The sequence below is a fragment of the Ruegeria sp. CDSC045 genome, from assembly GCF_059610725.1.
Genome location: NZ_JBXWOE010000009.1, coordinates 1 through 20,997 on the forward strand (window position 1 = coordinate 1; position 20,997 = coordinate 20,997).

A 20,997-nucleotide genomic window follows, 5' to 3' on the forward strand; every position below is an offset into this window, starting at 1 on the left:
ACAATCGCATGCCTGCTGGCCAACACCCTGACCGCCGCATGCCGCGCAAACAAACTCCCAGAACCAGAAGGCCTGACGGCTTAAAACGAGGCCGCCGTTGTTCAAACTGCGGCTGTTCTTTTTTCCGTTCTGATTTTGGTAGGTATTGGCGACCTTTTAGGTCGTAACTTGTGCATGGTGATCGTATCCATTGGCGTGTCGCCTACCAATTCCCTCCGATCCCCGTACTACGAGCGTTGTGTGAATCCGGACCGCCACGCTCAGGCGAGATTGAGTGCCTGCGGAACAGCCCGGCTGCAGCCCATCAGGCACGTCAATTCGCAAGGCCGTTCTCAGAGCGCGAGATAGCCGATTCCGGCAAACGCGACGACACAACCAAGCCACTGGCTTGGTGACATACGCTCCTTCAAGATTGCCCAGGCAAGGACAACGGTCAGTAATCCAAAAACCGAAGCCGCGACGGATGCATATTGGGCATTGGGCAACCTACCAGCCGCGACCACACTGAGAATTGCGACGGCGTCCAGTAAACCCATTAAGCACAATAGGGGCAGAGCTTTTGTGCCGGGCCAAATCGACTTGCGAGACGCAAAAGCTATCGCTGCCAGAACCAGAATTGCCGTGAGTCGACCGATTAGAGACACGGTGTATTCGTTGCTGATCTCTGCCGCGTATTGCCCCAGGGCAAATGCTGCGGCGAACCCGGTTGCGGCGAGCAAAGACAAGACAATGGTTAGGCCACGGGCAGGGTAGGTTGTCTCGGTTTTGTCTGAGCGGGCTGCGACGATGGATACTCCGAGGCCGATCGCAATTACGGCCAACCAGTGCCATGCACTGACAGTCGAGCCGCGCCAAATTGCGACGGTGACGGACAAGACTGGATAGCTGGCAACTAGCGGCGCAACCAATCGCACGGGCCCTCGATGAAAAGCCTCGTACATGCTGAGCCCGGCCAAGAGGTAAAAAAAACCTGCTGCAATCGCATAAGCCATCGCGTTGCCCGATATGGAGTTGATGTCGCCCCAGGCTGCAACCATCCCGATCTGCAGGATGGCACCAAAGAGCAAAACAAACATAAGCGAGGCGACCACGCTGACGGACTGGCTGATATAGCGGACCGAGAGATCATGAATGCCCCAGCACAACGCAGCTAGCAACCCGAGTGCAAGGGCGCTCATGTAAGGGAAGATTGTTGTAGTGTCGACCATATTGGCATGTGTTCGGTCCCAGATATCAACAGCGCCAAGATGTCACTGTTGATAAACTAATATTCCTGTTATGCAATAAATTAGGCAATGGAGACCCGGAGAATCCACTATGTCCTCGGCTTTGGATCAACTTGGAGGCGAAGAGAGCCTGCGCGCGCTTGTCGAACAATTTTATGATCGAATGGAGGCCGATCCGGCTGTGTATTCCTTGCACCGGCTGCATTTTCGGGGTCACGGATTGAACCATACAAGGCAAGCGCAGTTCGAGTTCCTCAGCGGTTTTTTGGGCGGGAGAGCATATTACCGGGAACGATTTGGCCACATGGATTTACGGGAAATACATGCCCATGTGCCTATTCGCGAGGCCGATGCAGAGCTTTGGCTGGAAACCTTTGACGCCGCTTTGGAAGATTGTGAACTGCGCGGCCCGACGGTGGATAAAATGCGAACCTCCCTGCGACGTGCGGCATTGATGCTTGTTAACGACGTTCCCGACTGGCGCATCGAGGTGGATAGGGAAAAAGAACAAGAAGTCCCAGAATAGGCTATTTGCAGGGTCTCGAAATCAGTCGTCAAACAACCGACCGTTCAGATTAGATGAAGCTGGTCTAAAGTGTTGAACGTCATAAAGATTTGCTCGATCGCGATATCGTCGATTAGGTGTCATCTCTTGCACAGCACCCTTAGCCCATGCCCTGATTGACTGCTTTTCGGCCGCAAGCCAGGGATGATTCCGATTTCCCAGACAACCAAGGGGCCGCACAAAGCAGCTGTGCAATGCGGGGATTGGGTTCCCGTCTTAAAGCGCACAATTTCAACGGAATCCCCGTTTGACGATATGTGTGCAAAAGACGCGCCTCGATCTTCGCCCGGCGCGTGTTGACTGAAAAAACATCCCGGCGTGATCGTTGTTGGTGAATGAACAACAAGGCCGCGGCACAGGCCGCAACCTCGATGTCTTCCAGTTTTACCAGATCAGATATCCAGCGTGTTTTCCTTTTCCCAGCGCGAGAAATGCGACACGAAGGAATTCCACTCCTGATGCTTCATCTTCAGGAAAGCAGACGAGAATTCGGCGCCCATCATGCCCTTCAGGTCTTTGTCTTTGTCGTATTCGCGCAGTGCATCAAGCATGTTCAACGGCAGCTTTGGTGCTCCGCGCACTTTATGGCCTTCGGCATACATATCGATATCCCAGCGCTTGCCAGGGTCTGCTTTGGATCGGATACCTGACAGTCCAGCCGCAATGATCACGGCCTGAAGCAGGTATGGGTTGGTTGCTCCGTCCGGCAGACGCAATTCAAACCGCCCGGGGCCGGGCACACGCACCATGTGAGTCCGGTTGTTGCCCGTCCATGTCACGGTGTTGGGCGCCCATGTTGCACCCGACATCGTCCGCGGCGCGTTGATGCGTTTGTAGCTGTTCACCGTGGGGTTGGTGATCGCGGCCAGTGCTGACGCGTGCTTCATGATGCCACCGAGGAAGTGCTTGCCACGCTCTCCCAGACCAACCTCACCGGTCGGGCCGTCGCCCTCGCCTGCAAACACGTTGGTCTTGGCCGCATCGCCTGGCGCATCCCAGACCGAGATATGCGCATGACAGCCATTACCGGTCAGGCCTTCCACCGGTTTCGGCATGAACGTCGCACGCAGCCCGTGTTTTTCAGCAACCGATTTGGTCATGAACTTGAAGAAAGAGTGTTTATCAGCAGTGCGCAGAACGTCGTCAAATTCCCAATTCATCTCGAACTGGCCGTTGGCGTCCTCGTGGTCGTTCTGATAAGGTCCCCAGCCCAGTTCCAGCATGTAGTCACAGATTTCGCGCACGACATCATACCGGCGCATCACGGCCTGTTGGTCATAGCAAGGCTTTTCAGCTGTATCGAAAGGATCGCTAATCTGTTCTCCGTCCGGCGTCATCAGGAAGAACTCGGCTTCGATACCGGTTTTGACATGCATGCCTTCGCTTGCAGCTTCGTCGATCAGGCGGCGCAATACGTTACGAGGGGCTTGCGCGACATCGCTGCCTTCCATAACGCAGTTGCCAGCAACCCAAGCCACTTCGGGCTTCCAGGGCAGCTGAATGACCGATGAGGGGTCTGGAACTGCCAGCATGTCAGGATGAGCCGGTGTCATATCCAGCCAGGTGGCGAACCCGGCAAAGCCCGCACCATCTTGCTGCATGTCGGCAATCGCCTGCGCTGGCACAAGCTTGGCCCGTTGTCCACCGAACAGGTCGGTGAACGAGATCATGAAGTATTTGACGCCTTTTTCTTTTGCGAAAGCTGCGAGATCTGTCGTCACGATTGCTTTCCTTTCCCTGTTGAATTCTAGTTTTTCAAAGCAAAAACGCGGCCCCCATCAGGGAGCCGCGCAGCATCGGTTCAGAACCCTTCCTTGCCCGGGTACCAACTGGTGCCCGCCAAGGGGACTCGCGCCATGGCGGCCGCCTCCATTGTCAGGGCACACAGGTCTTCAGGTTCCAGATTGTGCAGGTGATTGTGGCCACATGCACGCGCGATGGTTTGGGCCTCAAGCGCCATCACCTTCAAATAGTTGCGCAGCCTGCGACCCGCAGCAACCGGGTCAAGACGCGAAGCCAGGTCGGGGTCTTGCGTGGTGATCCCTGCCGGGTCCTGACCTTCGTGCCAATCGTCATAAGCGCCAGTGGTTGTGCCCAGCTTCTGGTATTCGGATTCCCATTTGGGATCGTTGTCCCCAAGGGCCACCAGAGCAGCCGTGCCAATGGCAACTGCATCTGCACCCAGTGCCAATGCCTTGGCCACATCGGCCCCGGTGCGAATGCCGCCCGAGATGACCAACTGAACCTCACGATGTACGCCCAGATCCTGCAATGCCTGAACGGCAGGGCGGATGCATGACAGTGTTGGCAACCCGACATGCTCAATGAATACGTCCTGCGTCGCAGCGGTGCCGCCCTGCATGCCATCCATGACGACAACGTCCGCCCCGGCTTTCACTGCCAATGCAGTGTCGTAGTAGGGGCGCGTGGCGCCAACTTTCACATAGATAGGCACTTGCCAATCAGTGATTTCCCGAAGTTCGAGGATCTTGATCTCAAGGTCGTCCGGCCCTGTCCAGTCTGGATGGCGGCAAGCGGACCGTTGGTCAATGCCTTTGGGCAGGGTCCGCATCTCGGCCACACGGTCACTGATCTTTTGACCCAACAACATACCGCCCCCGCCGGGTTTGGCGCCTTGGCCAACCACAATCTCAATCGCATCAGCCTTACGCAGATCGTTGGGATTCATGCCATAGCGTGAGGGCAGGTATTGATACACCAGCTTGGTTGAGTGGCCACGTTCCTCGGGCGTCATGCCACCATCACCGGTGGTGGTTGACGTGCCCGCTGCGGATGCGCCGCGGCCCAGAGCTTCTTTCGCCGGACCGGACAATGCGCCAAAGCTCATACCCGCAATGGTGATCGGGATATCCAGCTCGATCGGCTTTTTGGCAAAGCGTGTGCCCAGCGTAACTGAGGTATCACAGCGTTCCCGATAGCCTTCCAACGGATAGCGCGACACCGACGCACCCAGAAAGAGTAGATCGTCGAAATGAGGAACTTTCCGTTTGGCGCCACCGCCACGAATGTCATAGATACCTGTCGCAGCTGCGCGACGGATCTCAGCATTGATCGGATTGGTAAATGTCGCCGACTGAATCGGCAGGGTGCGGGGGATCTGATCGTCCATATCTTTCATACCCTTCTTCCTCAGTAAGCTGCGGAATTGTCGATGTCGAAATTGTAAAGCTGACGAGCCGAGCCATAGCGTTTGAACTCTTCCGGCTTGGCGTCGCTGCCAGCGCGGTCCAGCAGATCCCTCAGAATATCCAGATGCTCAGGGCGCATTTCTTTCTCGATGCAATCAGCACCGAGGCTTTTGACCGAACCACGCACGAACAGCCGTGCCTCGTAGAGTGAATCCCCCAGCGCATCGCCCGCATCTCCGCAGACGACCAGATTTCCTGCCTGTGCCATGAAGGCGGACATGTGGCCGATATTGCCATGCACCACGATGTCGATACCTTTCATCGAAATACCGCAGCGCGAGCTTGCGTTGCCCTTGATGACCAGCAACCCACCATGGCCTGTGGCCCCGGCATACTGGCTGGCGTCGCCATCGACGATGACCTGGCCGGACATCATATTCTCAGCCACACCCGGACCAACTGAGCCGTGAACCTTGATGGTCGCCTGTTGGTTCATGCCGGCACAATAGTACCCGGTAGACCCCTTGACCGTCACTTCGATCGGCGCGTCCAGTCCGACAGCAATCGCATGGCTGCCTTTTGGATTTACAATTTCCCAGCTGGTTTGGTTGGTCTCAGCGTTTTGCGCCTGCAGGGACGAGTTCAATCCACGCAGTCCGTCTGCCTCTAAATCATAGGTCTGCATTTCAGGCGGCCTTTTCGTGGGTTGTGGGACTGTCGTTGTGCGACCAGAAATATACGGTGGCCGGTTCAGGTTCCCAAACTCGGGCGTCTTCGATTCCTGGCAGGTTCACCAAGGCGCGGTATTCGCTGCCAAAGGCAACATATTGATCCGTTTCTGCCATCACTGCAGGCTTGCAAGCGATTGGGTCACGTACGACGCCAAACCCGTCTTTGGTCCCTACTACAAAGGTGAAAAACCCGTCCAGATCATCAATGCTGGATTCCAGAGCTTCCCCTAAAGTGGCGCCATTCATCATTTTCCAGGTCAGGTATGCGGCACCAACTTCGGTGTCGTTCTCTGTCTGGATGGTAACGCCTTCGCGGCGCAACTTGCGGCGCAACGAGTTGTGGTTGGACAGCGACCCGTTGTGAACCAGACATTGATCGGACCCCGTGTTGAACGGATGTGCGCCCATTGTTGTCACGGCGGATTCCGTCGCCATGCGTGTGTGTCCAATGCCATGAGTGCCGCTCATGCCGCTGAGGCTGAAGCGGTCTGCAACATCCTTGGGCAGGCCAACTTCCTTGTAGATTTCGAGGCTTTCGCCACGACTCATGATACGAACCGTCGGCCGGATTTCAGCCAGCGCGGCGCGCGCGGCTTCGAACTGACGGGCGGGAATTTCCAAGACGGCATGTGTATCATTGTCTGCCTGACCAACCGTCACCCCAAGACTTTTGCCTAGCTCATCAGCCAAGTTGACGAAGTCCGTTTCGGGGTTGGGGGACTGAACTGTAATCTTGGTTTTGCCATCGGACTCAGAGCCGTAGATTGCAATACCGGCACTATCGGGGCCACGATCTGTCATCGTGATCAGCATGTCTGTCAGCATATTGCCCAGTTGGGGCGCAAGAGACTGGTCTTTGAGGAATAATCCAACAATTCCGCACATGGCTGGCAGATCTCCTTATGTGTTTCATTATGATTCGACGGTACCAACAAATCAGTGGGACATCAATAATCATAGGAAAGTTTTTTTCCTAAGAGGCAATGGGCGCGACCTGTGTTTTTCGCGCCCATTGCAAGCATTCAAGGCTGGATCAATATCGCTCCAACTGTGCTTTCACCTTTTCTTCGTCACCGGTGTGGCGCGCCTTTTCCAGGTGCTCAGCTTCGCGGACGAATTGGATGCGATGCCAGCCAACCCAGAAGACGACACCAATGATGACCATTAGAACTTCGTAACCTTGGAAGGGATAGACCGGCCCGACTTCGGCCAGATCCACGGCCCAGTTTGTATAACCATTCGTAGACATATCTTACTCCCTCATTTCGCTGCTACGCCACGGGCGGCCAGTTCTTCTTTATCGGCTTCGATAATGGCAGCTTTGGCGTCCTCATAGGCATGGTGTTCAGCGTAATCGAGACCCTGAAGTTCAACTTCTTCCGGGATGCGCAGTACGCCGGCAGCGGATTGCATTTTCGCCAGAGCCCAGCCTGGCAGGAACCCAAGGACAAAGAACATGATGACGGCACCCGTGATCTGACCGATTGGGTTGATGGTTGCATAACCTTCATATGGTGACGAAGGCACGCCCCACAGGACAAAGCCCGCGATGACCAGCCCGACGACACCTGCATAGCCATGCACGGCTACAGCACCGACAGCATCATCCAGCTTGAACCGACGCTCTACCCAGTAGTGCAGATTATAGACGATCACGACGCCGATTGCGGCAATGATCATCGCTTGGATCGGGTGATACAAATCGTTTCCAGCAGACGCGGTGATGATACCGGCCAGACCGCCCGAGAAGGTCCAGAAGGCATCTCCCTTCGAGACGACATAGGCTGCCATCAACCCACCCGACAGCGACATCAGGAAGTTAAAGGTAATCGCCGACAGCGTGGTCGGGGCCAGATAGATGTTGGTTGCAGTCCAGGTGGCGCCAACGATCTGACCGTCGATAACCTCGGGCGAGATTACAGGCACGTTGCATGCCGCATAGAAACCCCAGAACCCGGTATAGATCAGGAAAATACCGATGGTCAGCAACCATGGATTATGCGGAGGAATATCCCGCGGCGTTCCATCCTTGGCAAACTTGCCAAGTCGCGGACCCAGCACCATGATCACACCAAGTGCGTAACCACCTGCGATTGCATGGATAACGCCTGATGCATAAGCATCGTGATACCCCAAGATGCGCACCATCCAGCCACCATAGTGCCAGCCCCAAGCAGCGTCGATGATCCACCAGACGGACCCGATCATGACTGCATGGACCCACAAAGCCGATGACCTGATCCGTTCGATCACTGAACCAGAAACAATCGAGGCAGCTGTCCACGAGAACAGAAGGAACGCGGCCCAGAAGACCCCTGTGATTCTGTCGTCCAAATTGGTTGCCATTGTGTTCGCCCACGGTAGATTTGCGGCACCTGCTTCGGTGTCGAGACCGCCCCAGAACGGAAAGTTCGGGAACGCCCAGTAGATCCACCATCCAAAGAAGAAGAACGTGACCGTCACCAGCGGGATGATCATGATGTTTTTCATCAATGTGTGCATATGGTTACGGGCCCGGCTGGCGCCGACTTCGTACATGCAAAAGCCCACATGGATGAGGAACATGAAGACGACCGTTACCCAGTAATAAAACTCGGTAAAGACCGTCGTAAGTGCATTTAGATTGCCATCCACTTCGTAGTCTCCCTGTTGTTGCAGCAGGAGGTCTTTCTGCGAAGCATTTCCTGCTGGGAATAATTGTATACTAAGGGGACAATCTCATTGGCGACCTGTCAATAGATATGTGGGGCAAACATCTTTAAGGTCTGTGCTTGAGGTATGTCCTCTCACGTCCAAAAACGCACTAAGCCACAGATAAAGAAAAGAAATATCAATACTCCCGGATGATTTTAGGGTGCAAAAATTGCAGGCAAATATTCCCAACAGGAAAAAATTCTGCACACAAGTGTTGATTTTCAACCCAACATCGGCCTCAATATGGGCAACAAAAACGATCAACGGGAGAACCGAACCATGGCCATTCTTTGGAGGACGTCGGCCCTTGCGCAGCGCCACGCCGAGATCGGCGGCGAGCTTGAAGACTGGAACGGGATGGGGACTGCTTGGTTCTATGACCAAAGCCCTGAACGCGCCAAAGCTGACTACGAAGCAATTCGGACCAAAGCTGGTCTTATGGATGTTTCCGGTTTGAAAAAGGTTCACGTGGTTGGTGAGGATGCCGCCTATGTCATTGATCGTGTCACCACGCGGAACGTCGAAAAGATCATGCCGGGGCGGTCGACCTATGCCTCGATCCTGAATGCCGAAGGCAAGTTTGTTGATGATTGCATCATCTATCGCCTGTCGGTGAACACGTGGCTGGTGGTGCATGGCACAGGCACCGGAATGGAGCAGCTGACATCCGTGGCGGCGGGTAAGAATTGTTCGGTCATCTTTGATGATGACATGCATGACATGTCGCTGCAGGGTCCGGTGGCTGTAGACTTCCTGGCTAAGCACATCCCCGGAATTCGCGATCTGGCCTATTTCGGCATCATGCAGACCAAGCTATATGGCTGCCCGGTGATGATTTCGCGGACCGGCTATACCGGTGAGCGCGGGTATGAGATCTTCTGTCAGGCCAAGCACGCCGTTCACTTGTGGGACAGCATTCTGGTTGATGGCAAGGATATGGGCATCGTCCCGGTCCAGTTTTCGACGCTCGACCTGTTGCGCACCGAAAGCTACCTGCTGTTTTACCCCGGCGACAATTCCGAAACCTATCCGTTCGATGGCGATACCTGTGGTGATACACTGTGGGAACTGGGCCTGGATTTCACTGTCTCACCTGGAAAAACCGGCTTTATCGGCGCCGAGAACCACTATGCATCGCAAGGCAAAGAGCGGTTTAAGATCTATGGCGTCAAACTGAACGGCACGACGCCGGCGGATGAAGGCGCGGATCTGCTGCAAAACGGCGAGAAAGTCGGCGTTGTCACCTTCGGCATGTATTCTGATATCAATGGTCACAATGTGGGTATCGCGCGGATGCCGGTCGCATGTGCATCACCCGGTACCAAGCTGACGGTGCGCAACGGCGATGGGACAGAAATAACGGCAACTGCGGAAGAGATGCCGTTCTACGATCAGGACAAATCGATCAGAACCGCAAAGGGCTGAGTTTCAGGGGGCGCGACGGACACACCGTGGCGCCCTTTTCCTATTGAGGGCACAATGTCAAAGTTCGAATTTCCCAAGTCAATCGCAAGCCGCCCGGTCTGGGGCACGCTAGAGGTTCGCCAGGGCGAACATCATCTCATGATAGCCGAGGCCGAAGGGGCCGAAGCCATTCTCGACATCGCAACACCTGGCCTGATGGCCAAAACCCATCTGATCTACATCCCGAAAGGCACGGATTTCGCGGAAAAGCTAAGGGCATTGAACCCTGCTCAGTTCTATGAAGGCCCGTCTTTCGAGGCGTCTCTGACGCGCATTCGCCGGGTTCTGGAGGACGCGCATATGGGATTGCAGGTCTACCTGACCGGCACCGAAGGCATGATGGGGCAGGCCATGAATGAAGTGATGGCTGTGGGTCTGCCACACACGGCGATCCAGACCGAACATCGCGGATCGGTCGCCCGTCGGATGCAATGCGTGCATTGCAAAGGCATCACCGAAGACGTCGAGATTGACCCGTTTGTCTGTTCACATTGCGGCCTAAACCTGTTTGTGCGCGATCACTACTCCCGCCGTCTTGCCGCCTATCAGGGCGTCCGTATCGACGCCGAGGATCATGGTAATGTGCCCGAGTCGAAGGGGATTTACGAATGAGCGGTGCTGAGAAAATTCAGGTCAAAGTGACCGAGATCACTCCGCTGAACGAATTGGTGACGCGGTTCCGGTTCGAACGTATCGACGGCGCGCCATTACCAACCTTTTCGGGCGGGGCACATACTGTGGTCGAAATGCAGGATGGTGCCATTACACGGCTTAACCCCTATTCGTTGATGTCGGATCCGTTTGATCAGTCATCTTATGCAATTTCGGTTCGACGCGATGATGAGGGCAGGGGTGGTTCGCTGTTCATGCACCGCCAGGTCAAGCTGGGCGACGAGATGACCATCAGCTATCCGGTCAACTTGTTTTCACTGGACTTGCGCGCCCGCAAGCATCTGTTTCTGGCCGGTGGCATCGGGATCACCCCGTTTCTGGCGCAGATCAAACAGTTGGAACTGCTGCACGGGCATTGGGAGTTGCATTACGCGTGCCGAAACACTGCCTTGGCATCTTATGCTGAGCAACTGACAGACAGACATCCGAACGAAACCCATCTGTACTATGACGATCAGAGCCAGGCGATTGATCTGAAAAATCTGCTCAGCGGGCAACCCTTGGGAACGCATGTGTATGTGTGTGGTCCAAAGGGCATGATCGACTGGGTCCGAAACACGGCTGCCGCCGAAGGCTGGCCCGAAGATTGCGTGCACTACGAAGAGTTCCTGGCGCCTCAGCCCGGTAAACCGTTCGAGGTGCGCTTGGCGGCATCGGATAAGGTCATTCATGTGGGTGAAAACGAAAGCCTGCTGGAGGCCATCGAACGTGAAGGCGTGGACGCACCGTATCTGTGCCGCGGAGGGGCCTGCGGTCAGTGCGAAACCGTTGTGCTCGACCATGAAGGTAATTTCGTTCACCGCGATCACTGGCTGACCGGCGAAGAAAAGGCCGCGGGCAAGAAAATCATGCCCTGTGTATCGCGCTTCGAGGGCAAGTCCCTCGTGCTGGACCGTTGAGAGGAGGCCCAACATGACCATTCAATTCAACGACGAATCCTTCCGCGATGACTATACGTTTCACAACTCGGACTGGGCGATCAAACGCTTTCCGTTTCCGTTTCACGAAGACAGCTATATGTATTCGGTCAACATGGAACAGCATCGCGGCGGGCCCAAAGGATCGGTCTACGAGATGCGATTCGACGTCGACGAACACTATGTGTCCGAGATGAAAGACCGCGCCATGGTATTGGATCAGGATCCGTTGCGCTGCCAGTCACTGCCGCATATGACTTTGGCCGGTTGGGACTTGCTGGAGCTGATCATGGTCAGCAAATCCGAAGACTATCCCGATCTGTTCGAACTGCATCGCAATGGCAACCAGTGGCGCTGGGTCAACAAACCGATGGGCATTGATCACAGCTTTACCTTCATGGACGAAACCACGCTTCCGTACGGGCCGATGGAATACATCACCCGTCAGGCACAGGGTGATTTCGCCGTGCTGGATCAGCGTGACGAGATGCTGTGGATGGACGCGGGAATGGTGACGACCCAAGCGGATTGGAGCCTGGATTTTGACATCGGAATGAACTTTTTCGAATGGCACGCGCCGGTTCCCAAAGCCCATGAAATGGGTATTTTTCAACGCGCCCTGAAATTCCTGCTGAACATTCAACAGGGTGCCCCGGCACGGCGTCTGAATTGGACTATGACAGTGAATCCGCTGCTGGATACCAGCCCGGAGAACTATCACAAATGGGGTATCCAGAAGACGACGCTGACACCTGAAAACATAGCGCACAAACAGTATCTGCGGGTCGAGTTGCAAACCTTTTTCCGTCTACCGCGATCCAACGCCCTGGTATTCCCGATCCGCTGCTACCTGTGTAGTTTTCAGGACCTGATGACCGTTCCCAAATGGGGCCGCCGTCTGCATCGGGTCATCCGGGACCTGCCGGTCGAGCTGGCAACCTATAAAGGGTTCATCGATAACCGCCCCATGATGTTGGACTATCTCAGCCAGTTTGACGACGGGTTGCCCACGTCTCCGGGGATCTGGCCGGATTTGGAAACGGAACCACCTTTGTCTAAGTAAGCGAGACTTGCGAAATTTCTCAACTCATATGATTGATCCGGGCGAAGCGCCTTGGCTCATCTCGAGTAACGATTTTGCATTGTATGACGTGCTTGCGCTGCTTCGCGGGTCATTTCAGTACATGGATGCCCGGATCGACCCTCCGTCTTCTATCCATAGTCTGAACGTGGAAGGAATGCAGGTGCATTGTCAGGGTGGCGGCGAAATCTGGGCTGTTGGGCGACCACTTTTCGCGTGTATGTTTCTGACGCCCAAGCCCGACAGTTTGTACCTTGGAAAGCTTGCGGTGAAGGATGGATTGCGGGGTCAGGGTATCGGCCGCAGGTTGGTGGATCATGCTGCACGCCGTGCAGTAGAGCTTGGCTTACCTGCGCTGGAACTGGAAACACGCGTGGAACTTACTGAAAACCATCGCGTATTTTCGAGGCTGGGGTTCACGATCGTAAGCACGGGCAGTCGCGAAGGTTATGACAGACCCACAGATTTCTTATTGCGCAAACCGATCAGTTTGTCTGCGGATAGCTGATCACTGATATATACCGCGCCGGCAGGCTGACAAGCCGTTCGGGCCCATGCGGAGCATCTGCATCAAAGAACAGGGTATCGCCGGGTTTTAGCGGGTAAATCTGGTCCCCGTGGCGGTAATCCACCTCACCGTCCAGCATGTAAATCGTCTCGATCCCGCCATGTTGGAAAGTTGGGAACACATCTGATTCAGCGGTCAGGGTAATCAGATACGGTTCGACGATCACGCCGGATCCGTTGGCACCAATATGTCCCAACAGGTTATACTGATGGTTCGCACGTGTTCCTTCACGCTCCAGTTCGACGCCTTCTCCTGCTTTTGTATGAACCGCCTCGCGGCGTTCTTCAAACTGTCGAAAAAAGCTTGTCAAAGGAACCGAAAGCGCATCCGCCAGCGATTGCAGAGTCGTCAAGGACGGTGACGTATTTCCGTTTTCGATCTTGGACAGCATGCCAATCGAGAGGCCGGTCAACTGGGCCAGCTCTGCGACCGTTATGTTCTGCTGTTTGCGAAAGGCACGAACCTCGCGGCCGATGGCAACTTCAAGAACTTTCTCTCTGTCACCCGAACGAACGGAATGTGGGTCTTGCGTCAGGTTTGTTGCCATTTCTTTGTCGCGTTTTTTCAATTTCATTCTTTCAACGTCTTGCTACACGTGTCCAAACCGGTTCTGCAAGCAGGCGCGGCGCAATACCCAATTCAATTCGGATTACCATAGCATCAGTTTTTCCTGATAGTAATATAATCATGCTGGCAGAAAACAGAATAGAGATCGGATTCTCACTGTTTGACGGCTTTCACGGCTCTGACGCCGATGTCCTAAATCAAGGTTCGGCAGCTGTGGCAAGGATGCTTGGTGCACCGGAACGTCTTAGGTTTTGACCCTTTCATCGGGCACTTCCACAAGAGACCTCAACCAGCGACGCGGATTGACGCCGATCACCCTTAAGAACTCGCGGTTGAAGTTCGACTTGGTGTTAAACCCGCTGGCCAGCATCGCCTCGGTCACCGATTTTCCAGTCTTCATTACGGCGCAAGCGTGAGATATCCGATGCCTATTGATGTAGCGAGACACATTCTCGCTTTTGCCTTTGTTGATTGCGCTTGAAAGCTGCTTTTCTGGAACCTGCAACTTTCGGGCCAACCGGGCCAGTGTGAGATCGGGATCGAGATATGGCTTATGTGTTTCCATATAAGCGTCGAGCTTTTCGACAATAGCGGTGTCACGGGTTTTATCTTGCTTGGAATACGCATCGCGCGTGTCAGAACCAATGCTCTGGCTTTCGATTGCATGCGATAGGCTGAGCGCCCCTAATATGAGCAATGTGATTGCGGAAAACAGGCTTGGCAGCCAGAGCAAGACCTCGGTGTCTCCTGATGCAAGGCGGGCTGCAATGAATATGTCGCTGCCTGCTGAGGCGATCAAAGCGATTGCCAGAACACGCCAAACCCAAACAATCATGCGCCCGTTTTCTAAGCGGCTATGGGGCAAACTATCTTCGCCGCGCAAGAGCATAAACGCGATGGCGATACCGTATGCCGCAAAGATAAAGGGGATCAACACGTCCAGCGCTTCGGGTCGGGTTGCCAGAAAACTTATCGCAAGGGCCGGACCTACCGCATGCAAATACAAGTCCTGTCTGCGCAGATAACCCACCGAGGCCTGACGAAAGGACAGCCACGCGGATGCGGCAATTACAGTCGCAAGAATGGGCTGAACGACCCTGAGACCCGTAAAGCCATAATATTGCACAAGCGCGATAACCGCACTTTGTGCAGCGCAGCATCCGATGAGGACCAAAAGCGTGGGATGGGTTTTGCGGGTCAGAAAGCGATGTAAAAGAAAGCCCGAAAGCAGCAGGGCAGTAATCATTGGTATCGGTAGAACTGGCATCAGGGGGGTCCGTTTTCGTCTGTCATAGGACCTAAATCCTGATCTGCGCGACCTTAAACCGGATTCAGGTCGTATGAAATCCCGACAGCGTCTGAATGTAGGCCGACACTAATGCCACCCTACAAAAAAAGGCGCGCCATGAAACTTCCTCTTCTTACCCTCGTCATGACCCTTTCGGCGGGCACGGAAATTGCTGCACAAGATGTCGGCCTCGTCGAATTGACGATTGCCGCACCTCATCATGATCAGGACATGCAAATGGCTGTCATGTTCCCTGCGGCAGGTCAGCGCCAGACTATGTTTGCAGAAAATGCAGTGTTCTATGGAACAGCAGTAGTCGAAAACGCCAAGCCGGTGCCAGGGCAACATCCGGTTGTTCTTCTCTCACACGGATGGGGCGGCAATTATGCACGAATGGCGTGGCTTAGTGCGGGGTTGGTCTCGCAAGGTGCAATCGTAGTGGCAGTAAACCATCCAGGCAGCACGACCTTAGATTTGGATTTCGATACCGCATTTAATCATTGGACCCGCGCCCAGGACATGTCCGCCGCGTTGGATCACGCGCTGCAAGACCCGGATTTCGCCCCCCTCATCGACACTTCACGGATCTACGCCACGGGCTTCTCTTATGGTGGCTGGACAGCCCTTTCGCTTGCGGGCGTCCAGGGCAATCGTGACGGATTTTTCGATTATTGCGAGGCCGCAGGGGCAGGGTCACAATTTTGCGCAAAGTTGACGGCAGAGGGCGTCGATGTAACCGCAATCGACCAGGAAAAATATGAGGCATCTTACAAGGATCCACGGGTCAGTGCCGTCGCAGCCATTGATCCGGGACTAACTTGGGATCTTGCGCATAAGGATGTGCGGGACGTGACAGCCTCGCTTTTTCTGATTGGATTGGGTGACGGGGCCGACAGGCTGAATGCAACAGACACGAGCGCCCTGGGAAGCAATTTTGAGGCGCTGGTTCCTCAGGCCGCGGTGATGACGATCGCGCCCGCAACGCATTTCACCGCGCTTGGATTATGTAAGCCCGCCGGTGAAGCGATTTTGATCGAAGAGCAGGACGATCCTGTTTGCACTGATCCTGGGGGAACGGACCGCGCCCAAGTCCTTGATATGATAATTGACAGTTTGGCCGCTCACTTCGATCTGAATTAGTGTATTTCGGACATTTACATATCGGCATTGCATCCAATGGTGCGGGCCGACCATACCCCTCAGCGGTATACCAAAAATTCGTAGTTGGCTTGCCGCTACCTGCCACTGGCTTTCTTCGTGCCCCGATGATGGGCGAGATCGATGAGCCGTCTGAATGTTGGGCATTCCAAATGCGATGGCGCCGGGCAATCCGCCACATGTCGCAGGGTATCGCGCAGCGCCGTCAGCTCGCGGATTTGCCGATCCAGCGCATCCGCACGAATGTGAAACTCTTGCCGGGGGATATTCGGAGTTCCATCAAGGCCGAACATCCCCGAGATTTCCTCAAGTGAAAACCCTGCAGATTTGCCCATTGTGATCAGGGCTAGTTGCAATAAGACATCCGGCGTGAACTGCCGACGAAGCCCGTGCCGCGCAACAGACGAAATCAGGCCAAGCTCATCATAGTAACGCAGCGTTGAAGTTGGGGTGCCGGTCTTTTTCGACACCTCGCCTATATCCAAAAGTTTCATGCTTGACCTCAAGTCGACTTGAATTCGTAACGTCGCCTTCTGTAGCGATTCCGACAAGAGGAAAATAGTGGTGCACATCAAATCAAATGCATTGAAGACAACGAGACCCGGCGCTTTGTTGTGTTTCTCCCTGTCCATGCTGCTGGCCTCATTGGGCACCAGCATTGCCAATATTGCCTTGCCTGCAATCGCCCAGGACCTGAAGGCGCCGGTACATCAAGTGCAATGGGTGGTGATCGCATATCTCGCGACACTGACGCTGTTCTCTGTGCTGGCTGGACGACTTGGGGACCGCTTTGGACGACAGCAGATGCTGATCTTCGGGCTTATACTTTTCGCGCTGGCCTCTGCGTTTTGCGGCTTGGCGCCCAATCTCAAGGTGTTGAGTGCCGCGCGGTCTCTTCAGGGAATTGGTGCTGCATTCCTCATGGTGCTGACCGTCGCACTTGTTCGCGATATTTTTGAAACAGAGCGTGTCGGGCAAGCCATGGGCCTGTTGGGCACGATGTCGGCGGTCGGAACTGCACTGGGACCTTCGTTGGGTGGGGTGCTGATTGGAAAACTCGGGTGGCAAGGAGTGTTCTTTGTCCTGGTGCCGATGAGCCTGACTACGGCCATTTTGGCCGTTCGGCTTTTGCCCGCAAGTGTTTCCTCTGGGATAACACCACTGGTCGGACTAACTGCACTGCGAAAGAGCGGCGCAATCCCCGGCCTTGCGGCAAATTTTCTGGTGGCAAATGTGATGTTGACCACTTTGCTGATAGGCCCCTTCTTTCTGGGGCAATCTCTTGGGCTGAGCGCGGCGAAAGTGGGGCTTGTCATGTCGGTCGGACCAATCATATCGATCTTCCTCGGCGTCCCATCGGGTCGGCTTGTGGATGCATGGGGGGCGGCGCGTGTTCTGTCGCTTGGGCTCATTGCTCTGACCACCGGGACCTTTGCACTTGCGGTCCTGCCAGTCGCATTCGGTGTCATTGGTTACATTGGCGCAATCAGCATCCTGACACCGGGATACCAGTTGTTTCAGGCGGCCAACAACACCATGATCATGGTAGGGGTTCGGGCAGATCAGCGGGGGACAGTTTCAGGGCTGCTTGGCTTGTCGCGCAATTTGGGCCTTATTTTCGGCGCCTCTGTCATGGGGACGGTCTTTTCCTTTGGGATCGGCGCCCGCACCGTCGAGGCAGCATCTGCTGAAGCGATTGCCAACGGGATGCAGCTCACCTTTGTAATCTGCGGGGTATTGGCCATCGTGGCGTATTGGCTTTCGCGTCGAACTTCGTTGAAGAGCATCACCAGTAAGACAGTCGCGAGATAATGATAAAGGAGGTCGCAGCCCTACCGATGAACACTTTTAAACCTGTCCCAATAGACGGCTTGAATGTACAGATTTGGGGGCATGGCGATACGCCCGCGCTCATTTTCCATGGGGGGCCAGGGTCGGGTCTCAACCCGCAGCACACAGCCTATTTCGACGCCGACCGCCATCGGGTGGTTCTTTTTGACCAACGCGGAACAGGGTTGTCGGGCAGAGCTGGTCGGGTCACAGCAAACACGACTCAGCACACCCTACGCGATGCCGAGGCCATCCGGATGGCCCTGGGATATAAAGATTGGATTGTGCTGGGTGGTTCATGGGGTGGCGCACTGGCATTGGCCTACGCATCCGCTCATCCTGATCGGGTACGCGCATTGATCGTGCGCAGCACGCATATCTGCCGTCCTTCAATGGACCAGTGGATGTTGCGCGATAGGGCAGAGCGTTTCGAAGCCGGGCAGCGTGCGCGCGGCCTGTTTCTCGATCCTCTCGACGCGACTGAACAGCTCCATCCTGCCATAGCATGGTTTGCCCGTATGGAAGACAATGACGCGCAAGCACGTGAGGCAGCCCGCCGTGTGATGGCCCTTGAAGATGCGTTTCATGGACCGCAACCCGGCACTGTGCGGCTTCCGGCAGCCGTCACCCAAAGCGACATAAATCGCACCCGCGTGTACCTTTGGTACTGGCTTAATAATTTCTTCCTACCTGCTACGGGCCCCGGAGATCCAAATACAATCGCCGTACTCCCACATCGTTTGATCCATGGAGAGGATGACCTAATATGCCCGATTGAACCTGCCCGTGCCTTTGCCCAAGCTGGAAAGCTTCAATTTGAGGAGATTGAGAGACTGGGTCACAACGGTTTGGCACCGCAGATGATCGCTGCTGTGCGTCAAGCCGTAGAAGATTTGAGCGGTTGAGTATCGAGCAGAAGCGCGTTCTCAAATCGGACAATCGCGGCAATTCCGAGTGCGCGCAATTTGGGTTCAGGGCATCGTCATTTTTTTGGCTGCGTGAGGTGGTTGAAGCAAAGCGCGATGCCTGACCGCCTTCGATTCCGTATGCGAGAGACGGGGGACAATTCTGGCTGGTCGTTTCGCTTCGCGCGTCGATGTTGCTCAACAGTTTAAATCGTTTGCCCGGTAATCTTTTAGTCGATTTTTGTGCCAAGGCGACCCATCTCACCCGATTTAAAAAGCTGTTTGTTCTTGCTCTGCGTTCACGTTGTCTGCGGCACCTAACAGCCCAATGGCAGGAATAGTTAAGCTATCTATGAGGCGCATGTTTAGCCTCGCCCGGTGCCAGCTTCGTATGAGGCAGATGATTACAAATCGAAATATTTTTCGAAGCTATTTTTCTGCATATGTGCAATCGAAATAGAAAACTCCGACCACGGGCAATACTGCACCGTACCATCGGGGCAGGATCACTTTAGCCAGCCACAACCTCAAAGGTGACAACGATGGCGGTGTTTTCGCTGCCTTTGGTGTATACGCGCCCCTGATATTGGCCGGGTTCTGCCAGATCATGAATGGTGAGGCTTACGGCAACGTCGACGGCCTGTCCCGGGGGAATACGGACTGCGGAAGGTTGGATGCTCATCTTGTCGGTTGGCAACACGTTGCCGTCGCGGCTGATCATGTCGCCCGGTTCGAACTGCAAGTCGACAACGTCTGCTCCGGCAGGTGCAGCAAAGGACAAGAGAATGGTTCCTGTCTCACCGGGCCTGCAGGGCTTGCGGCAGTGAAAGGGTCCGTCCAGCTGTTGTGTGGTGCTGTTTTCCGCATTCAGAATGCCCCGTGCGATCTGAGATATCGGAAGTGTATCCTGCTCCGGAACGGCCTTGGTGGCCGTGCGGAGAGCGCTGACAAATGGTTTTCGCTCGAAATAAGGCATAGCTTAATGTGCACAGCCTACAGCGTTTAGTAAATGACAAACTTGAAAGGAATGCGTATTGGATTCGGCGGTGGATTCACGGGATTTCGAAATTTAAGATATTGAATATCTACAAAAAAAAATAGGGCTAGTGTTAGACCTGACGCGCCACCAGATAATCCATGAACTGACCAAGAAACGCGCGCGGCGCCGCATTGGTATTTGCAAATACAAGATCGAATTCCCGACGGGCCGCCGCAAGCAGGTCATTTGCTGCGGCCTGAGCATATTCAATGCAAGAATAGTGGTTCATCCGCGCCAATACCCATTCGACCTCTTGCTCCGAACGGGCCGTTCTTGGCTTTTCCAGAAACTCTGACAGTCGGGACTGTTCCTGCCGATCCGCCTGCGCCCCAAGACGTCCCAGCATCAGCGTGCGTTTGCCTTCGTAGATATCCCCGCCGATCTCTTTGCCGTATTTCCCCTGGCTTCCCACAAGATTCAGAACGTCATCCTGGATCTGAAAGGCGGCCCCCAGAAAAAAGCCGAACGCGTTGAAGTCATCCAGATTCAGCGCTCCGGAGGCGACATCGTCCGGGCGCGCGATCAGGGCACCTATACGCATCGGGTGAATGAAGCTGTACCAGCAGGTTTTCTTCAGACACATGGTCAGGTAGTCGGACGGGCTAAGGTCAAGGCGATTGTCTTTTATCCATCCCAATTCAAGAGCTTGGCCCTCGATCGACTCTTTCAGCAGGTGATCAAACTCGTCCACCACGCGCGCGCCGGTCATCGGGCCCAGAGGGCCGAGGTTCTGGCGCAGCAGGCTCAGCGCCAGAGATTGCATGCCGTCGCCGATATTGATCGCCAAAGGCACACCAAGACGTTTGTGCATACATTCCCGACCCCTTCGGAAATCGCTGAGGTCTTCGATATCGTCATGAACCAGAAATGCATTGTGCAGCAATTCGATGACCGCAGCAGCAATTTCGGCATCCTCGGCCTTTCCGCCGAATGCTTCACACGTGGCCAGAAGAAGGGCAGGTCTAAGTCCTTTGCCCGAGGTTTCGATATAGTCTCGCATAGGCCCATAGAGATAGGCTTGCGGCTCACCCGTTGGCATTTTGTCTAACAGTACCTTGCGCGCCTGATCGCCATAACGCGTCAGTTGCTCAAGGAAGCCTTGCGTGGCCGCGGATGCCGGCTGCGCCTTGGGAACAGTCACCT

At 54.9% G+C, this 20,997-nt stretch carries 21 protein-coding genes; 9 read left to right on the forward strand and 12 right to left on the reverse strand.

Annotated elements, in window-relative coordinates; translation table 11 throughout:
• Positions 1-332: 332 nt before the first annotated feature.
• Positions 333-1,208 carry an EamA family transporter gene (locus tag AC2FH6_RS15160; protein ID WP_496703394.1) on the reverse strand — a complete coding sequence of 292 codons (876 nt, stop codon included), beginning with the start codon at positions 1,206-1,208 and terminating at the stop codon, positions 333-335.
• Between the two features lie 109 nt (positions 1,209-1,317).
• On the opposite strand from AC2FH6_RS15160, the gene AC2FH6_RS15165 reads away from it, so the two are divergent.
• The gene (locus AC2FH6_RS15165) at positions 1,318-1,752 is read left to right on the forward strand and encodes a group II truncated hemoglobin (protein WP_496702431.1); all 435 of its coding nucleotides are present in this window, start codon (positions 1,318-1,320) and stop codon (positions 1,750-1,752) included.
• 431 nt (positions 1,753-2,183) lie between these two features.
• Here the strand turns inward: AC2FH6_RS15165 and glnT are convergent, their stop codons facing one another.
• From glnT to AC2FH6_RS15195, 6 genes are all read right to left on the reverse strand, one after another.
• A complete protein-coding gene (gene glnT, locus AC2FH6_RS15170; protein WP_142638474.1) occupies positions 2,184-3,512 on the reverse strand; it encodes a type III glutamate--ammonia ligase in 1,329 nt (442 codons plus the stop codon).
• An 80-nt stretch (positions 3,513-3,592) separates the two neighbouring features.
• Positions 3,593-4,921, reverse strand: a complete 1,329-nt coding sequence (locus AC2FH6_RS15175; protein ID WP_496678521.1) for an FMN-binding glutamate synthase family protein — start codon at positions 4,919-4,921, stop codon at positions 3,593-3,595.
• A gap of 20 nt (positions 4,922-4,941) precedes the next feature.
• Positions 4,942-5,625 carry a protein GlxC gene (locus AC2FH6_RS15180; RefSeq protein ID WP_496678512.1) on the reverse strand — a complete coding sequence of 228 codons (684 nt, stop codon included), beginning with the start codon at positions 5,623-5,625 and terminating at the stop codon, positions 4,942-4,944.
• Position 5,626: 1 nt separating this feature from the next.
• Positions 5,627-6,556 (reverse strand): class II glutamine amidotransferase, encoded by a 930-nt coding sequence (locus tag AC2FH6_RS15185; RefSeq protein WP_496703396.1) that lies wholly within the window; start codon positions 6,554-6,556, stop codon positions 5,627-5,629.
• Positions 6,557-6,704: 148 nt separating this feature from the next.
• Positions 6,705-6,920, reverse strand: coding sequence for a hypothetical protein (locus AC2FH6_RS15190; protein ID WP_142638480.1), 216 nt, complete (start codon positions 6,918-6,920; stop codon positions 6,705-6,707).
• Between the two features lie 11 nt (positions 6,921-6,931).
• Positions 6,932-8,305, reverse strand: coding sequence for an ammonium transporter (locus tag AC2FH6_RS15195; RefSeq protein ID WP_271951763.1), 1,374 nt, complete (start codon positions 8,303-8,305; stop codon positions 6,932-6,934).
• Positions 8,306-8,644: 339 nt separating this feature from the next.
• On the opposite strand from AC2FH6_RS15195, the gene AC2FH6_RS15200 reads away from it, so the two are divergent.
• The 5 genes from AC2FH6_RS15200 to AC2FH6_RS15220 are packed head-to-tail and all read left to right on the forward strand — an operon-like array spanning position 8,645 to position 13,007.
• Entirely contained in the window at positions 8,645-9,790 is a 1,146-nt protein-coding gene (locus tag AC2FH6_RS15200) for an aminomethyl transferase family protein (protein WP_496703398.1), read from the forward strand.
• Between the two features lie 54 nt (positions 9,791-9,844).
• Positions 9,845-10,441 carry a dimethylamine monooxygenase subunit DmmA family protein gene (locus tag AC2FH6_RS15205; protein ID WP_496703400.1) on the forward strand — a complete coding sequence of 199 codons (597 nt, stop codon included), beginning with the start codon at positions 9,845-9,847 and terminating at the stop codon, positions 10,439-10,441.
• Entirely contained in the window at positions 10,438-11,400 is a 963-nt protein-coding gene (locus tag AC2FH6_RS15210) for a PDR/VanB family oxidoreductase (RefSeq protein ID WP_496703401.1), read from the forward strand. Before AC2FH6_RS15205 ends, AC2FH6_RS15210 begins: the two co-directional genes overlap by 4 nt.
• A gap of 13 nt (positions 11,401-11,413) precedes the next feature.
• Positions 11,414-12,481, forward strand: a complete 1,068-nt coding sequence (locus AC2FH6_RS15215; RefSeq protein ID WP_142638490.1) for a heme-dependent oxidative N-demethylase family protein — start codon at positions 11,414-11,416, stop codon at positions 12,479-12,481.
• Positions 12,482-12,488: 7 nt separating this feature from the next.
• Positions 12,489-13,007: a GNAT family N-acetyltransferase gene (locus AC2FH6_RS15220; RefSeq protein WP_496703403.1), complete on the forward strand. Its 519-nt coding sequence runs from the start codon at positions 12,489-12,491 to the stop codon at positions 13,005-13,007.
• Here the strand turns inward: AC2FH6_RS15220 and AC2FH6_RS15225 are convergent.
• The gene (locus AC2FH6_RS15225) at positions 12,985-13,641 is read right to left on the reverse strand and encodes a helix-turn-helix domain-containing protein (RefSeq protein WP_496692831.1); all 657 of its coding nucleotides are present in this window, start codon (positions 13,639-13,641) and stop codon (positions 12,985-12,987) included. The genes AC2FH6_RS15220 and AC2FH6_RS15225 overlap by 23 nt on opposite strands.
• Before the next feature lie 237 nt (positions 13,642-13,878).
• Positions 13,879-14,901 carry a helix-turn-helix domain-containing protein gene (locus AC2FH6_RS15230; RefSeq protein WP_496692830.1) on the reverse strand — a complete coding sequence of 341 codons (1,023 nt, stop codon included), beginning with the start codon at positions 14,899-14,901 and terminating at the stop codon, positions 13,879-13,881.
• Positions 14,902-15,039: 138 nt separating this feature from the next.
• Here AC2FH6_RS15230 and AC2FH6_RS15235 point away from each other — a divergent pair, with 138 nt between their 5' ends.
• A complete protein-coding gene (locus AC2FH6_RS15235; RefSeq protein WP_496692829.1) occupies positions 15,040-16,062 on the forward strand; it encodes an alpha/beta hydrolase family protein in 1,023 nt (340 codons plus the stop codon).
• A 95-nt stretch (positions 16,063-16,157) separates the two neighbouring features.
• On the opposite strand, the gene AC2FH6_RS15240 is transcribed toward AC2FH6_RS15235, so the two are convergent.
• Positions 16,158-16,574 carry a helix-turn-helix domain-containing protein gene (locus AC2FH6_RS15240; RefSeq protein ID WP_142638500.1) on the reverse strand — a complete coding sequence of 139 codons (417 nt, stop codon included), beginning with the start codon at positions 16,572-16,574 and terminating at the stop codon, positions 16,158-16,160.
• A gap of 70 nt (positions 16,575-16,644) precedes the next feature.
• Between AC2FH6_RS15240 and AC2FH6_RS15245 the strand changes: the two genes are divergently transcribed.
• Entirely contained in the window at positions 16,645-17,892 is a 1,248-nt protein-coding gene (locus tag AC2FH6_RS15245) for an MFS transporter (protein ID WP_281995746.1), read from the forward strand.
• 26 nt (positions 17,893-17,918) lie between these two features.
• On the forward strand, positions 17,919-18,815 hold the full coding sequence (locus tag AC2FH6_RS15250; RefSeq protein WP_496703404.1) for an alpha/beta fold hydrolase: 897 nt from the start codon (positions 17,919-17,921) through the stop codon (positions 18,813-18,815).
• A 511-nt stretch (positions 18,816-19,326) separates the two neighbouring features.
• On the opposite strand, the gene AC2FH6_RS15255 is transcribed toward AC2FH6_RS15250, so the two are convergent.
• Both AC2FH6_RS15255 and AC2FH6_RS15260 read right to left on the reverse strand, forming a co-directional pair.
• A complete protein-coding gene (locus AC2FH6_RS15255; protein ID WP_496703406.1) occupies positions 19,327-19,791 on the reverse strand; it encodes a hypothetical protein in 465 nt (154 codons plus the stop codon).
• A 133-nt stretch (positions 19,792-19,924) separates the two neighbouring features.
• Positions 19,925-20,995: a polyprenyl synthetase family protein gene (locus AC2FH6_RS15260; RefSeq protein WP_496703408.1), complete on the reverse strand. Its 1,071-nt coding sequence runs from the start codon at positions 20,993-20,995 to the stop codon at positions 19,925-19,927.
• Between the last annotated feature and the right edge of the window lie 2 nt (positions 20,996-20,997).